Below are 15,581 nucleotides of genomic sequence, written 5' to 3'. Positions count from 1 at the left end.
AGCAAAGCTCAACCCTGTCTCATTAATAAAGAGAATGGGAAGAAGCTGCCGTCGGCAGCTTCTTTCCCACCCAATGATTATCATTATTATGTTGTTGACGGCGATTCATGCCCAACAGTGTCTCGCTTGGGTTTGCGTTGTCCAACCCGTGTGCCTGACTTTTTCTGGGGACTCTTATCTGTTTGCTGTTGCGTGTCCTGGGTTATCGCCTGAAGGTCAGTACTAGGATTACTAAGTGGCGTTTCAGTAATTTCAAGCGTTTGAGTAGATGTAGTTTTCTTACGAGTCTGCTTTTTCTTCAAGGCTGGCTCTACGGGGATCTCGTTTGCTGTTGTGGTCGTAAATTCTTGTGGTGCAGGTACGTTTGGCTTTTTCCGAGTCGATGTAGTTTTAGGTGGTGACTCTGTTTTCGATGAAGTGATTTCACTACCGACCAACGGAGTTTCAGGAGGGACTGCACTAGTCGGTACATCCGTTGAACCCATTCCTATTTGTAGCAAATGCCATAAGTGTTCGCGGCGGCTCTCCATATAGCTCAGTTTTTCTTCGCCTTCAGTCGCTTCTATTGCCATACGTTCGCACTGCGCTAGCGTTAGGGTATGTTCGTGTAATTGTTTTAAAGTTAAAGCTTTATTTCCATCATCTAATGCCGCCGCCACAGTTCTGATGAGCCAGTCTTTTAGGACTCCAAGACAGCCAATAGAATGTTCATAGAAGTAAAGCCAATGCTGCATTAATTCAGGAATATTAGTATCAAGAGGTACTTGCTTGAGGAGTGCCAATAACGCTGCTTGAAAATCCAAACGGTCTTGTTCATTTTGGTACAAATAGCGCGGAAAGTGGATATCCAGACCGCGCCGGGATGCTTGACCACTTAAATTGCGGAAATTTAACAGTTCGTAAGTACCAATCAGGATGTGTAAAACACCCGTAACATTCGTCATGGATTTAATCCAATCCAACTGGTCTAAAAGCTTGCCAGCATTACTTCCAGTCCCAATCTTCATTAAATGTTGCGCTTCATCCAGGATAACCGCACGTACACCACGTTTGGTTATCGCTTCTTCTAATGCGTGGCGCAGTTCTGGAGAATCATTAAACTGGGAAGTTTTGCTAGTACGTCCACGCCCTTTTTTCTCCCATGCCTCCGACGTATCAATGTCTACAATGCTACGACGCTCGTAGAATGGCTCATTCAAAAGCTTCAGCGCAGTCCGGTAATAGTCAGTTCGATTAAACACCCCACTGTCAGGTGGACGTGTCTCTATCAGTAACAGAGGTAATTGAGGTACATAACCGTTGCGGTAGCTTGAGTCATTTGATACATAATCCTCAGTTTGAGGCGCATTTAAACGTCGGGCAATTTGCCGTATCATCGTCGTCTTGCCCACACCGCTTGGCCCATACACCAACACATGAGCAAATCCGGCAGGTTCTCGAATCGCACGCATGAGCAGCATATCTACCCGTGCTAACTGTGGATGTAAAACTGCATACTCCTTAAATTGAGTAAGTAAGTTTATGTCATCGCTCCTGTTCCTGTTTAAATCCATCTATTTGTATTCCGCTAATATTGGCAGTGAACTTAGATCCAACGGTTCAACGTTTCGAGATGGTACGTGCTGCGATGCAACATCTTCACTCTGTTGTGCCAATACAGCAAATGTTGAATGAACTTGGTTTACTGATGGAACAGAAGAATTACTAGACGTTAAATTGTCTAGTAAGCGTTTACTTTCCAAATCACGCAATCTTTGCAGCAACAAGGCTTCATGTTCTTGGACATTGGCAATGAAGTCAGCTAAATGTTTGGCATTCAAATTCGTCGCCGTGGCGCTACGTTTGTTCAATTGCCTAATTTCTTGTGCCGCTAACAACACTTCTTTTTCAGTGCGTCCCACGAAAGTACTGTAATACTGAGAGATACATCTCACCCAGCGCCCATCAACATAGGCGTAAGCAACTCCCATATCAAAAGGATCGTAGCGTACTGGTACTAATGTTTTTTCTACATTGGGATTGCGGAAAGCATCACTCCAATAGTAGAGATAATTGACTTTAATCCCTTGTCCCGGCTGAACTTTCGCCTGACCTTTGGGCGTGGAAGGACGTGTTGCCATGAGGAACTCTTCGTTATAAGCAATACTTCGGTGTAAGCGTTCTCCGGCGATTGACAACCCTTCGGTATAAACAACGCCTGGAGACGCACCTAATGAGTCATGATAATTTGAGTCGTAAATCGAGTAAGCCCACTGGGTCAGGTAAGTATATAAATCTCCCAAATTCCAAACAGCTAACTGTTTTGGGTCAACAGTTTTGGTGAGTTGACGCGGCTGTTTACTTGCTTGAGTATTACCTAATAGGTTATAGATAAACTCAGTATTTGTCGTCCCAAATAATCGTTCAATTACCGACCCAAAGCGGGGTTTACCACCAGGTCGTGTTTTCTTGGTGCAGTGGTAGCGTGCTAGCAAGGTGTCAAAGTATATACTGTGGAATTCTTTGCCACCATCTACAACTAATGTTGAGGGAAAACGACCTTGGCGCTGGACTAAAATACGTAGCCCCATCATGCAAGACCTGTAAGAAGGTGCATCAAAAGTCAGATAAACTGCCAATATTCGCCGAGAATAAGCATCGGTCAGTAATGTTAGCCAAGGTCGTCCCAGTAACCGACCTGTAGCTTGTGAGCGTAATTCAATATCGAGTTCGGTATGGTCGATATGGACTATCTCCAGTGGACGGTTTCCGTGAGGACGTGTATTTAAAGCTAGTTCCCAGACAAAAGGCTCTGTTGCGTATGCGGCTTTTGCTCCCTGACGCTTTAATGTCTGCTCATGGGTTGGGCGTTTTTTTAAACGCTGGTAGAAGGTGCGGTTACTAAGGGGTTGTATATTTAATGCTGTACAGGCTCTGACATACGCCCGATATACTGAAGCGCCTGTCGCTTGTCTTGGTGTTTCAAAATGCTCCTTAATAAATTTATCTAATAATTCACTTGAATCTGTTGGCGATTTTGGTTGACGATTCCCTTGCTGATGTGTGCGTGGTAGCAACCCGACATAACCGCAACCTAAACTTGCTTCTGCTTCACGGAACTGTTGTACCCATCTACGCAAGGTACGTGGGTTGATGTCTTGATAGATATCTGTATGGCGTTGGAAATATGCTTGTACTATATTAAATTTTCGATTCGCTTCTTTTAAGTGAGATGGAGAAGCGGCCTCCATTAAAGTCCGTACAGTTTCATTTCTTGTTACATCTGTAACTCCGTTGTGGATTTTAATGGTGCCACTGTCGAATAACTGGAGAAAAAAATGCTGTGGGCAACTGTATTGGGAAGCCTGACTCTGGTAATAGCGTGGTTGTGGTCTCGCCATAGTTAACTAAAGTCCATAGCGCCGAATCCCACTCAAGGGCTGTGTTAGGTAGCAGTGTTGTGGGACTACTGGGAGTATTCTTTGTAGTTACTCCTACAACAGATGCGTGTGTATAAGCGTCATGATTTTGTTGACTTACCCATAATCGTGTCCTGTAATGTTCAACTAAGGGGACAGCAGACAAATCCACGTACAAAAGCTCAGTTGCAATCATGATGTATATGTCATTGGCACATACATCATTTAATTCTTGTAGCAATGCCGCAATCGTTATTCCTGGATTTGCTTCCAGGTAAGCCAGAACTGTCGAGTGTACATCTGTTGTCAAATTTGATTTAAATCCCAGGTAATCTGACAAAAACATCAAGTTCTGGGTAAAGACGGGATTCAATTCGGCATCAGTACGAACGCAGTATTTTAGACCAAATTGTGATGCGTGTGCTTCTCCTGGTGGGCAACGCCAATGACCGGATGCTGTTTTTTGATAACGCCCAGGATATTTTTGTGCTAAGAACTCTAGTTCCTTAACTGTTTTCCACTCTTCCCAGCAAGCACCATCATGACGTAATACAAAAAAGTCAGGGGTATGATAGTGACCTATATTACGCCCTGCTTGATTTTTATACTGGATTTTGAATGGTGGGGGCTGGTCGTAGAACTCTAAAACTTTGGGGTCGTGTTCCATCAAGTAAATCGCCCACAATTCCACTGTATGGCTCTCGAATTGAATTGTGACCCCATTTTAGAACTAGGGTACACGCCACAAACGTTCTTGGTTCGTCCTTGTACCCGACGTGAGGGTGGGGATTTCCTGATTTGTGTAATCAAATCAATGGTGTTGGTTGCTAGTTGCTGTTGCCTACACCAATCTTCAAACTCGAATTCGTTCATTTGAGCTTCACCTCCGGGAGCGTGACCTATGTGATACAAGGACGGCTTTGTTGCTTCACTACAGTCTCCTAAAAATACTTATCAACGCGAATTGAATCATATTTTAGTCAGTTTGAACCATATTTTGTCATCTAAGTTGTACATAGGAGTGATTTTTAGAGAATTATTCGGGAGAAGTTTTTTCTTTTTCGTTATGACAACTCTAGGATTTATTATGATTCACAATTAGGACACGCGGCCATAATTTTATGCAAACTTTTATGTGATGTTTAGGCTGTAACCCTTGAAATGTCGTTAATTTTTGGTCAGGGTATGATTCACAATTTGGTCATCCAGGGGGTAAAAGCACAATAAGCATTGTAAAATTTTTTCTAACCATCGCCAAAGCCGCTTAATCATGATACTGAACTCAATATACGTGTTATCTCTATCTTCAATCGTAGCGATTATATATCAGTATCACTGAGGAAATTTGTATTTTTTTAATGAGTTTTATTGAAGGAAATATGAAAAATAATTCCAATCATCCCTAATAATCAATGATTCACCCCACCAGTAACAATAAAACTAGCCCAATAATACGGATGCTCAAAAGGCGGAATCTGTGTATTGATTTTATCGAGGTCATGGCGAATCATATCCGCTTCATCCCGCAATTCCTCCGCACAGATAAAATTGTACTCACCCATCTCCTCAGCCCGTTCCTCATACCACCTCGCAATCTCACCATACGTCACACCACACAACCACCTTTGTGTGCGCTTCAGCGCAGCAGCAGGAGCAGTATCCCGATCGCACTGACGGTAAAATTCAATCGCAAATAAAGCACTAGAAATTGATTCCACTGTCCACAGGGTACTAACAACATTCGTAACACCTTTACTAATAAAACCACTGACCAAACCCACGTATTCTGTAGTAATTGTTTGGCTACCAGTAATCGCTGTTTCGCAAGCCGAGAGGCTGACCATCTGGTAATTATTAAAAGGTAGCTGGAGAATATCTTCTAGAGTTAGCCTGTCCGTATGGCTCAAAGCAAGGGCTGATTGTTTGGGATTTTGGAAAATATAGGTTCCATGTCCGGTAAAATGAAAAAATTTATACCCAGAGGCAAGAGCTTTTTCGACATTTTCTTTTGTCGCGTCGCTACCAGCTAAACGGTGAGGATTGGCAAACATTTGGCTAATAGTTGCTGACTCCATTTCTGCATGACGAAGCTCTTCAAATTTCTTGTCTGCGATAATATCCGTGCTGTCTGGTGCTTCTACGCTTAATAACTGTTTGCTGGTATCAGTATTTTCTGAGCGATCGCTTTCTTGATGATTGACGCGATCGCTCAAGGAAAGCCCAATTTTAGCACTGGGTAAGTAAGTAATTGTAAATTGTTCTGGAAATAAGAATTGCAGGGGAAAACGATGTAAATCCTGGTGGGGAATAAGGATGAGGTTTTCGACGGGTGGGACTGCATCATCCGCAGAGATGGCATTGACAATAGCATTGATATCAAGAATTTTACCCAAATCTTCTAAGTATTCCGGTAAGCGATCGCGCCATGTGGCTTGTCCTGCTTCTTGGTTGTCTTTACCCTCACGATACTTGGTATATTCTTTGTTCCAGTTTTGTACCCAGGCTTCAAACTCGCGGTGTCGTTTTACTGTTGTTGGCAATTGTCCATCTAATGCTTGGTTTTCCTCCAGGGAATTGGTTGCAGATATCTGAGGGGAAAGGACTATGGGTGATGGTACATTATGTTTGAGGATAAAGGTATTGAGGGCATTCGGGCTAATATGCCAGTAAATAATCGCAGTTGTGGGATTAAGTAACTTTTGTATTTCCGAGTAGTTAGGGGAGGAAATCTCATCACCCAAAGAGTACAAAAGCCAAGTTAAACAAGCATTTTTACCTTTTTCTGCGAGTTCCAAGGCTGCACACCAATTTCCCGATTGTATGGCTAAGTCAACGGTTAATTGTTGAAAACCAGCAAATCGTAAGGCTAATTGTTGCTTTCTGGCTGGACTGGGGGTGTTTTCCAGCAGATTTTGTAGGATATCCGTAGCCCGTCGTTGGAGTTCTTCAGCCTCAGAAGTTTGTCCCAAAGCTGACAAGCAGCGAATTAAATCTCGCAGAAGTTCTAAATGCGCTTCAGGAAACTGTGTCAGTGTTTTTAGTGCATTTTGATAGCTTCTAAAAGCCCTACCCCAGTAGGGATATGGATTATCATCTCTGCATCCCTGGAAATAATGGGCGTTTCCTATAGCCTGATGTAATTTACCCCAACCTTCTGGATGGGTTTCTTGGGGACAATGTTTTAATCCTTCTTCATAGCTCGCAAATTGACCTTGCCTACCACCCCCGTTTAAATTTGGGTTCTTAAATGTGATAACGAGGTCGGGGTAAGAGGTGACTACGGGTAAAATAAATAAACCAGTTGGATTTATCTCTTTCTCAACGATGCTTGAAACTGCTAATCCTCTATTAATCCAAGTGTTGTAATCGTCGGATTTTAATTCTAGGGCTTGGTCATAGGAGGCGATCGCTTCTTGATATTGCATCAAATTATGCAGAGATACTCCTCTGTCAGCCCAAGGTCGAGACTCATTTGATTTAATTTCTATAGTTTTACTATAGGAGATAACTGCTTCTTCATGTCTTCCTAAGTTGGCTAGTGCGATACCTCTATTGTGCCAATAATTACTTTCTCTGTCATTAATATCTCCTAGTTTCGGGTGAACGAAAAAAGGTGTGGGAGAGTAGTTAGCGGATTTAATACGCTAACATAGCTCTTGATGCGATGCAACCAAACTACCCATGAACAACCTCCAATCAATTCTGTCTCACATTCATGACACACTCAATTCCTTACCGGAGTGGAACCATTTAGAAGAATTTGTGCGCGAATTCTACAGTATGTGGCTAAAATTAGGGAACGAGGTGCAAAAAAGCTTATTTCAAGCCAAAATAGAAGAAAAAGAAGCCCAATACTCACATCCGAGAACTAAACGAGAAAAAAGATATTACACTCCATTAGGTGAAATGGTTCTTGTACGTAGAGCTTACGTTACAAGAGATGGTATTAAGGTCAAGGTTGATGAAGAGTTAGGTCTACCAAAAGATAAATGGCTACCAATGGTATTAGAATTAGCCTGCGCTTTGGGAATCAGTAGTGAGTTTCCTAACTCTCACTCCTTGTTTCAAAAATGGACAACGTTAGAGTTAGCAGAAAAAACTTTAGCTAATCAAGTAGAAAAAATCGGAAATGAACTACAAACACAAGAGTTCGATGGAGAATGTTTGCCAGACACTTCTTCAGAGTTTGAAGTCCCTAATTTAGAGGATGAGCCACCAGATTTATTATATGTGGGAGTTGATGGAGTCATGACTCCCTTGAATCAAAAACAAGGATATAAAGAAGCAAAAGTTGGTGTAATTTTCTGGAGTAAAGACCATCAAAAAGTTGGTAAAAAAAGAGGTGTGATCCGGGAAAGGGAATATGTAGCTACTTTAAAATCGCGGAGAGAATTTAGGGATAGAGTCTCCCATTTATATCATCAAGTAGCTCTTACAAAACCCACAAAAACTGTAGTGATTGGTGATGGCGCACATTGGATTTGGTCGATGGCATCAGAACAATTTCCAGGTTCGGTGGAAATTCTCGACTTTTTTCATCTCTCAGAATATGTGTGGTCAGTGGCGAAAGCCGCTTATCCGAATAAAGAAGACACTCAAAAAGATTGGGTGAAAACCCAACAACAATTACTGAAGAAATCTGAATGGACTACAGTAATTGAAAATTGTCATCAATTCCCAAAAAAGAAGAAAGATTTAACCAAAGCAATTACCGATTTAGAGCGTTATTTAACTAATAATCAAAGTCGAATTGATTATCGCTCTTATTTAAAAGCTGGTTTAATGATTGGTTCAGGAGTTGTTGAAAGTTCTAATCGGCGTGTGGTTACACAAAGATTAAAACAAGCAGGTATGCATTGGTCTTTTTTTGGAGCCGAAGGAGTTATGGCTCTTAGGGCAGCATATTTAAGTTCTTCTGAGCGATGGTCAAATTTTTGGTCATCCTTATCTTACAATCAAATTAAGTTAGTGTAAGATTCACGCTAACCTTGGACTTTTAAGCTTGTATTTAATAGTGGTCAAAACAAGAGAACAGAGTCTTTCAGATTTAGCACACAGAGTAGAACTTTTAATTGCCAAAAGAGAAGAAATCAACCAAGAAATCTCTACTCTTAACAAGAGTGATGTAGCTTTTTCTGGTTGTTGGATTGTTCGTTACCGCGCCAAAGGTAAGGGCGGAGCTTATTGGTATTACAAGTGGCAATCAGGATCACCTATCTTTGTTACCAAAAATGGTAATAAAAGTTGTCATCAATATATTGGTAAAGCAGGTAGTCCAGCTTTCTTAAAAGCAGTTGAGATGATGAAAAATCGGACAAAAATCGAAGCGTTAAACCAGGTGCTTCATACACTAGAGCTAGGACTCAATGACCTAGTTGAAGAAGCGGCAAGATTTCAAAAATAATTCATATCGAAGTAAGAGTTAACATCTACATCAGTCAGAGCTTAGTTAGCGTAAATGATACGCTAACTCGTTTTTTCTTCCCCACACTTTTTTTCGTTCACCCCCTAGTTTCTTCCGAATATTAATCAGTTTTTTGCCAGTATTTATTGCTTTTTTACTAGCATCTATTGCTTTGTCGTAGGATGCGATCGCTTCTTCGTATCTTAATAATTGAGCTAGTACCAAACCTCGCCCATTCCAAGCATTAAACACCTCTATGAAGTTAGAGTTGATTTCTAAAGCTTGCTCAAAGGAAGTAAGTGCATCTTCATACAAATATAAGTCATTTAATACAAATCCTCTATTAGTCCATGCTTCTGGGAAATCAGGCTTAAATTCTACAGCTTTGTCGTAAGAAGCCAGTGCATCTTTGTAATACCCCCATTCTTTCAAAGCAATTCCCTTACAATACCAAGTATAATAATCAGGTTTCAATTTAAGTGCTTCTTCACAAGATGCAACTGCTTCAGAAAAACGTTCTAAATGAGTTAACGTAACACTCCGATTTCTCCAAGCATCATGGAAATCCGGTTTGATTTCTATCGCTTTGTTAAAAGACGTGATCGCTTCAGAGAATCGGTCTAAACTATCGAGTGTTGCACCCCGACTATCCCAAGCCTCATAGTTATCAGGTTCCAATTTCAGCACTTGATCAAAAGATGCGATCGCTTCTTCAAAAGAACCTAAATCCTTTAGAATAATACCCTGATTGTACCAAGCTTGGGCATAATTAGGATTTAACTTCAATGCTTGTCTTAAGCAAGCTATTGCTTCTTGTAAATTACCCAATTTACTTTCTGTAGCACCTCGATTACTCCAAACAATATAATCGTCAGGTTTTAATTTGAGTGCTTCATCAAAAGATAAAATTGCTTCCTCAAAGCGTTCTGAATGAAGCAGTGCTACCCCCCGGATATTCCAAGTATCATAGCAATTAGGTTTCAATTTAAGTGCTTGATCAAATGATGCGATTGCTTCAGAGAAACGTTTTAATTTATCAAGTGCAAAACCTCGTTCTAGCCAGACTGGCTGAAAGTCAGGCTTAATATCTATCACTTTGTCATAACATGCAATTCCATCTTCATATCGTTGTAGGTGGTAACAAAATATAGAACCACGATTTGCCCAAGGTTGATATGCATCAGGTTTTAATTCTATAGCTTTATCAAAAGATTCTAATGCTTCTGCAAATTTTTTTAAATCCTTGAGTACATTACCTCTCTAGCAATTTTACATAAGTGTCAACGGTTATAGTTTGTATTTGTTTGCGAATATTTACATACTTTGCTGACATGGCGAAATATCGCGAGCATTATTGAAGTCTGTTTTTAGGTTTTGGAGATGCGATTACTGCAGTCACAAAATAACTGAGAATAATTTTATACTGCTACGATGGCTCTTATTCAAGAGGAAAAAGATAAAATTCACCTAACTACTTGCCAAAGACCTTGAGACAATGCTAGAAGCCCCTCTCTAAAAAATTCTAGAAGTCCCTTCCCGAAAATTATTCAGCTTACCGAGACTCTCTATTGCAGATCAAGTTTCCGAACTCAGGTCAGAATTTTGGACGCTTTTTACACAAAAACTGCTTATGAGCAGTTGAATCAGCGAAAACGGCTAACTGCTACTAAAGCAGATCGCACTCGCTACAGATTGTATAAAATCACCCCCTCCGATAAAATTTGGCGTATTAAGGCGAGATCTCAAAAATCTTTTATCAAAAATTGTGAACAAAACCTGCATTATTACGCTGTTTAACCAAAGTGGTGGTGTTGCTAAAACCACACTTACTCAAAATTTAGGCTATCACCTAGCACTTAAAAAACGTCGTGTCTTGTTGGTAGACATGGACCCACAAGCTAGCCTGACTACTTTCATGGGGCTTGAACCCGACGAATTAGACCAAAGCATTCAACAAACAATTGTTGACAATAAGCCATTACCTATCTATCCTGATCTGATTCACGGTATGGCGCTTGTCCCTGCTGATATTAACCTAGCGGTTACTGAAATGCAGTTAGCAAGTGCGATCGCCAGAGAATATCGTCTAAAAAATGCACTTGCCACAGTGCAGAACAATTACGACTTTATTCTGATCGACTGTCCCCCTTCTTTAGGGTTACTCAGTGTTATTAGTTTGACTGCTGCTACTCACATTCTTGTTCCGATACAATGCCAGTTTAAATCATTTAAAGGAACAGAACTTTTACTTAGTACGGTAGCCCAAGTCCGCAGTCATACTAACCCCGGTTTACAATTTGCGGGGTTTGTTCCCACAATGTTTGATGGTCGCACTGCCCAAGAGTCTCGGACTGTTAAAGCTGTGCAAGAACAACTGTCAGATATTGGTACTGTATATCCACCCATTCCAAAATCTATTGCCTTTGCCGATGCGTCCGAGCGTAGAGTACCTTTAGCATTGTTTGATAAAAATCACTCTGCTGTCAGCGTACTCAAAAAAATTGCCAACAGTTTAGATAAACTCGAAGTAAAACAGTGAATAAAAAGCGTAACGAACCCTACGCCGCCATCAAAAAACCCGTTGAACTGCTGTTCGGTAGCAGTGCAGATACCACGCAGCCTGATAATCAAGCCAATGCTAGTTCCACTATTGACATCACTAAAATCAAGCTGCCTTCCTCGCAACCCCGGCGCTACTTTGACCCCCAAAAACTTGAAGAACTATCACGCTCAGTTAAAGAACTAGGTATTCTCGAACCTCTGTTGGTGCGTCCGCTCTCTGGAGGTGATTATGAATTAGTAGCGGGTGAACGACGCTACAGAGCGGCAACAATGGCAGGATTAATCGAAGTACCTATTGTTGCAAGAGAAATGGACGATGCGACTACATATCAAGTACGCCTCGTTGAAAACCTGCAACGTGAAGACCTCAACCCCCTAGAGGAAACTGAAGGTATCCTCGAACTGTTGGCGTTGCGCTTGGAAATCAGCGTTGACGAAACCGTCAAACTGCTGCAAAAAATGGACAATGAAGCTAAAGGTAAAATTACCCGTAACGTTACGGGTAACTCTCAAACTCTGCTGGTTGAAGAGGTATTTATAGCTTTAGGACGCATGAAGTGGGACTCTTTTGTTCGCAACCGCCTTCCACTGCTGGGTCTGCCGCCTGATGTGCTGTCAGTTTTGCGTTCGGGGAAACTTGAGTACACTAAAGCACGAGCGATCGCACGAGTTAAAAATGAAAAAATCAGAGATGAACTGTTAAACATAGCAATTGAACATAATCTATCCCTGAGCGAAATCAAACAGAAAATCCAAGTTTTTGAGCAGCAGTCTGAATCGCGCTCATCCTCTCAAACAGAGACGACAGATCTCAAAGAGCGTGTTGATGATACGCTTCGACGATTCAAGAAAGCTAAATTGTGGGATGACCCCAAGAAAAAAACACAAGTTGAAAAACTGCTGGCACAACTGGAAGCATTAATGCAGCAAAATTGACACGCCCTCTTCTATAAAACCTACTATGGATACACAAGTCCACAAGTCGCAAGTTTCCAGCCCTTAAAGAGAGATCCAAATTGCCTCAAACCGCGAACAAGAGTAGGCATCAAAGGAGGTCTTTGAGAGATATATCCAGACCATCCACCCAGCTCTTGCAATGATCGAAGTAGCCCAAGGTAAACAAGCTTGTGGATAAGAATTTTGCAGCTTTTGGGGATCTCCTTCCACAGAAGATTGAATCACTCCTCAGTAGTGTTGTTGCTGTTCACAAAAGGTAAGCGCGGCAGAAAGCTGAGTATTGTCGCGCTTACCTTTTGTAAGGTTCGCACGGCTACGGACAAAGCCAAGATTGTCAGGTGTTAAATACTGATCGCAGGCTCTAGCTGAGTAGCTTCTAAATTCAAGGAAAGCTGTTTTGAGGGTGGCAAAGATTTGTTCAATCTTCCATCGCCATACATACCATTGAATGACTCGCAGTAACTGTTCTGAGCAAGCAACGTCAATGAACTATTCTAGTTGATCGCTCTTGACTTGCTAACTATGTGCAGTCCCATTGACAAAGCGATCGCCCACCATATCAGGTCGCTCACCGCTCACAAGCTATCTTGACCAGATACAGTGCAACTTGAGGGGGAAAAACCGGGGGTCTTCCCGGGCATTGGGCATCATACAGTCCTTCAGTACCTCCACAGATAAATCGTCTTTCCCACTTGCGAATATGACGACCCGCAACTCATGAACGCAAGTGTCCTCATGAATTGCGGTTTTAGCTAAAAGTTTATTTTTTAGTGCAAGTCGGAGGTCTGTGAAATTTTTCGACTTCATAAATACATTGAGTAGTCCTGCTCTTAAGTAATTATTGTTTTGGAGAAAAGCAGTTATGTATAGATGCAAAACTTCTCCTAAAAAGTTTCCCAATTCTTTCTAGGGTATAAGTAGGGGCTATATATGTCCCATAAATACCTAAGAATTTTTATGCTCAATTTAACCCCTATTTAGGGTATATATAGGTAATGCTTAGGGTATTTTTCACCAATTCAGACTTTATACCCCACTTGACCCCTATGACCAACATTCACACTTTACAAAAAATTTTTCCTGCGGGCTTTGATAACGGTTACGGTAGCATCAAACTTTTAGTCGATGGCTTTGATGTTGTTCGCGTCCCCAGCTACATTTCTTCCGTTGACATGGAAGATGTTCCCGGAAGAGTAGTTTTCAATGGTACTGCCTACACCGTCGGAGAATCTGCTTTTCGTACAGGTTATCATTTCGACCGCAATACAGATAGCAACGAGAACAAAGTCAATAATGCACTAATTACATTATTGGGTGCCTTGGCACATCTGCCACATCGTAAAGCTTGGCATTTAAAGTTAGTCGTTAGCTTACATGATGTCGCTTTGGCAGAAGACTTAAAACAAGTACTCAACGGTGAATATCAGCCCATACTTGCTGGTAAGCAATCTGAAGTCAAGGTAGAAGTCCTGAAGGTAGTACCTGAAGGAATGGGTGCATTGTTTGGACAACCACTCCCCCCAAAATTAACCGTTTTAGACTTTGGCAATGGTACGACTCTGTATTCACGTTACAACCAGGGTAAGCGGGAAGTTCATACCCCCTACCCCACAGGTGTAGAAGTGTTGATTGATGATATTGCCCAAAAAATGAAACATCTTAATGGCGGAAAAATTGGCGATTCATCCAAAATTCGCTTCTGCTTGGAAATGGGGCATACCAGATACAGTCGTGACATTGATATCAAAGATGTCTACAGCACTTGTTTAAAAGACTGGTATGAGAAATATTTGAAGAAACCAGTGAATCTGACACTTGATGCCAAACACACAGGAGATGAAATTTGGGCCATTGGTGGAGGTTGCCTGTTGCCTGGATTTAAGAAGCTTTTAGAGAAGAACGGGTTCAAAATTCTGGACAATCCGGTAGAAGCTAATGCCTTTGGACTTCTAGAAATGGCTAAAGCAATTGTGAAAAAAAATTCGTGAAACCATGCCTGGGATTAGCTTCATGCCTCATTGGAAATTATAGATGTGTGAATTCTCCTTCTCTAAAATTTCAAACATCAAATATGGTCATTCATCACATTTGGTAGATAATAACAATGGCAGATAAACAAAATTTAACACCAGAAAAAGTCCGGATTAAAGATAGCTATCGTGAACGTATCTTTGCTGAGTCACAACAACTAGATAAAAGTTATCTGGAAACGCTTTACTTTATTATTGACTGCTATTTTGCCTTTAAAAAGGGTGCATTCCCAATACAACAAGCAGTTTCACATACACCTGTTGTTAATCCGATTACCATCAACCAAAATCAACTTGAGGAGCAGACTATAAATCCATCTGTACTCAAAGAACAAAAGGATTTAGACGGTGAAACGTTCACCCTTGATTTTGATTTGTAACTATAATCACCAGCAATACATACTCATTGCATGGCTACTTCATGGGCTAAAAGTCAACCCTCTTGCTGAATTCGCTTGTGAACAAACAGATGAGGCTTTTAGCAAAATTAAAGGCGAATAAAATATTACTGGATTAGTTACCTTACGAGTGTTTCATCAGTTAGGTTTTTCTTCAAATGCTTGAGGATTTCAATGCTCTGTATTTTTTAAAATAACCTAATTCAGTAACTTTTTAACAACCAATTTTCAAGCTGTTTATCTAACTTACAAAGCTTTAAGGAACTGCACTGAGTCTGTAGCCTCACGGCTATTATTCACAAAAATGTCAGCAATTAGCCGTAAAACTTCAGCTTGTTCTTCAGGAGGTGCTTCAGCAATCAGTGATCGCAGGCTAACTCCTGGCCTTTGACCAAATAACTCCGATAAATACCACACCCTAGCTTCTACCGGAACAGCCAAAAGTAGCGCTATTAGTTTTGATGCTCCTAAATCCGCCTTCCCGCGACGAAAGCGGGATAACATCACCTCTGAAACTTTAGCCTGTTCAGCCGTTGTCTTCGCTTCAATTTGGAAGCGATTCATCATCTCATCGAATAACTGCTGATAACGTTGAGTTTTCTCTGATACAAAACTTTGCATTGCTTTGTTAATTATACTTAAGTTTAACGGTTATACTATGTGATGTCCGATGAAACAACAACGACTATGTCTACCTTAATCTTACCAAACTCTTGCTAGAAGTGCTTTTCACTAGACATATCTTTAATCTTCTAACCACTAGCATAACCATCAAATTAATGCCTTGTCAGGATTAAACATAAAAATTCGTTGACTGAGCATAAATGATAGA

The 15,581-nt window shown here is 41.1% G+C and carries 12 protein-coding genes and 1 pseudogene; 6 read left to right on the top strand and 7 right to left on the bottom strand.

The window, feature by feature from the left end:
- Window positions 1-86 precede the first annotated feature (86 nt).
- From HG267_RS38075 to HG267_RS38060, 4 genes are all read right to left on the bottom strand, one after another.
- On the bottom strand, window positions 87-1,553 hold the full coding sequence (locus HG267_RS38075) for an ATP-binding protein (protein ID WP_045874301.1): 1,467 nt from the start codon (window positions 1,551-1,553) through the stop codon (window positions 87-89).
- Window positions 1,554-3,380, bottom strand: coding sequence for a Mu transposase C-terminal domain-containing protein (locus HG267_RS38070; RefSeq protein ID WP_263420090.1), 1,827 nt, complete (start codon window positions 3,378-3,380; stop codon window positions 1,554-1,556). It lies immediately after the preceding gene.
- Entirely contained in the window at window positions 3,283-4,065 is a 783-nt protein-coding gene (locus HG267_RS38065; protein WP_263420089.1) for a heteromeric transposase endonuclease subunit TnsA, read from the bottom strand. Before HG267_RS38065 ends, HG267_RS38070 begins: the two co-directional genes overlap by 98 nt.
- 742 nt (window positions 4,066-4,807) lie before the next feature.
- Window positions 4,808-6,823 (bottom strand): CHAT domain-containing protein, encoded by a 2,016-nt coding sequence (locus tag HG267_RS38060; RefSeq protein ID WP_052335495.1) that lies wholly within the window; start codon window positions 6,821-6,823, stop codon window positions 4,808-4,810.
- A 256-nt stretch (window positions 6,824-7,079) separates the two neighbouring features.
- Here HG267_RS38060 and HG267_RS38055 point away from each other — a divergent pair, with 256 nt between their 5' ends.
- Together HG267_RS38055 and HG267_RS38050 are read left to right on the top strand one after the other, a co-directional pair.
- On the top strand, window positions 7,080-8,372 hold the full coding sequence (locus HG267_RS38055) for an ISKra4 family transposase (RefSeq protein WP_081584134.1): 1,293 nt from the start codon (window positions 7,080-7,082) through the stop codon (window positions 8,370-8,372).
- A gap of 40 nt (window positions 8,373-8,412) precedes the next feature.
- Window positions 8,413-8,802, top strand: coding sequence for a hypothetical protein (locus tag HG267_RS38050; protein ID WP_045873620.1), 390 nt, complete (start codon window positions 8,413-8,415; stop codon window positions 8,800-8,802).
- A gap of 45 nt (window positions 8,803-8,847) precedes the next feature.
- Here the strand turns inward: HG267_RS38050 and HG267_RS38045 are convergent, their stop codons facing one another.
- The gene (locus HG267_RS38045; protein WP_052335494.1) at window positions 8,848-9,897 is read right to left on the bottom strand and encodes a tetratricopeptide repeat protein; all 1,050 of its coding nucleotides are present in this window, start codon (window positions 9,895-9,897) and stop codon (window positions 8,848-8,850) included.
- Window positions 9,898-9,936: 39 nt separating this feature from the next.
- Window positions 9,937-10,023: pseudogene (locus tag HG267_RS42060) on the bottom strand (hypothetical protein); the annotation flags it as partial.
- Window positions 10,024-10,567: 544 nt separating this feature from the next.
- Here HG267_RS42060 and HG267_RS38040 point away from each other — a divergent pair.
- The 4 genes from HG267_RS38040 to HG267_RS38025 all read left to right on the top strand — a co-directional run bounded on the left by HG267_RS38040 (window position 10,568) and on the right by HG267_RS38025 (window position 14,731).
- A complete protein-coding gene (locus HG267_RS38040) occupies window positions 10,568-11,341 on the top strand; it encodes a ParA family protein (RefSeq protein ID WP_045874950.1) in 774 nt (257 codons plus the stop codon).
- Window positions 11,338-12,300 carry a ParB/RepB/Spo0J family partition protein gene (locus HG267_RS38035; protein WP_045874949.1) on the top strand — a complete coding sequence of 321 codons (963 nt, stop codon included), beginning with the start codon at window positions 11,338-11,340 and terminating at the stop codon, window positions 12,298-12,300. Before HG267_RS38040 ends, HG267_RS38035 begins: the two co-directional genes overlap by 4 nt.
- 1,067 nt (window positions 12,301-13,367) lie before the next feature.
- The gene (locus HG267_RS38030) at window positions 13,368-14,309 is read left to right on the top strand and encodes a ParM/StbA family protein (RefSeq protein WP_045874946.1); all 942 of its coding nucleotides are present in this window, start codon (window positions 13,368-13,370) and stop codon (window positions 14,307-14,309) included.
- Between the two features lie 116 nt (window positions 14,310-14,425).
- Window positions 14,426-14,731, top strand: coding sequence for a hypothetical protein (locus HG267_RS38025; protein ID WP_045874945.1), 306 nt, complete (start codon window positions 14,426-14,428; stop codon window positions 14,729-14,731).
- 264 nt (window positions 14,732-14,995) lie between these two features.
- Here the strand turns inward: HG267_RS38025 and HG267_RS38020 are convergent, their stop codons facing one another.
- Window positions 14,996-15,370 carry a hypothetical protein gene (locus HG267_RS38020; protein WP_045874944.1) on the bottom strand — a complete coding sequence of 125 codons (375 nt, stop codon included), beginning with the start codon at window positions 15,368-15,370 and terminating at the stop codon, window positions 14,996-14,998.
- Window positions 15,371-15,581: the final 211 nt, after the last annotated feature.

This window comes from Tolypothrix sp. PCC 7601, from assembly GCF_025677855.1.
Taxonomy (GTDB): Bacteria; Cyanobacteriota; Cyanobacteriia; order Cyanobacteriales; family Nostocaceae; genus Aulosira; species Aulosira diplosiphon.
This window is presented reverse-complemented; position numbering and strand designations above follow the sequence as displayed.

Excerpts from the sequence above, each read along its gene's own strand:
- HG267_RS38065 (WP_263420089.1), bottom strand. The coding sequence starts at position 4,065 with ATGGAACACGACCCCAAAGTTTTAGAGTTCTACGACCAGCCCCCACCA.
- HG267_RS38020 (WP_045874944.1), bottom strand. The coding sequence starts at position 15,370 with ATGCAAAGTTTTGTATCAGAGAAAACTCAACGTTATCAGCAGTTATTC.
- HG267_RS38060 (WP_052335495.1), bottom strand. The coding sequence starts at position 6,823 with ATGCAATATCAAGAAGCGATCGCCTCCTATGACCAAGCCCTAGAATTA.
- HG267_RS38070 (WP_263420090.1), bottom strand. The coding sequence starts at position 3,380 with ATGGCGAGACCACAACCACGCTATTACCAGAGTCAGGCTTCCCAATAC.
- HG267_RS38055 (WP_081584134.1), top strand. The coding sequence starts at position 7,080 with ATGAACAACCTCCAATCAATTCTGTCTCACATTCATGACACACTCAAT.
- HG267_RS38025 (WP_045874945.1), top strand. The coding sequence starts at position 14,426 with ATGGCAGATAAACAAAATTTAACACCAGAAAAAGTCCGGATTAAAGAT.
- HG267_RS38030 (WP_045874946.1), top strand. The coding sequence starts at position 13,368 with ATGACCAACATTCACACTTTACAAAAAATTTTTCCTGCGGGCTTTGAT.
- HG267_RS38075 (WP_045874301.1), bottom strand. The coding sequence starts at position 1,553 with ATGGATTTAAACAGGAACAGGAGCGATGACATAAACTTACTTACTCAA.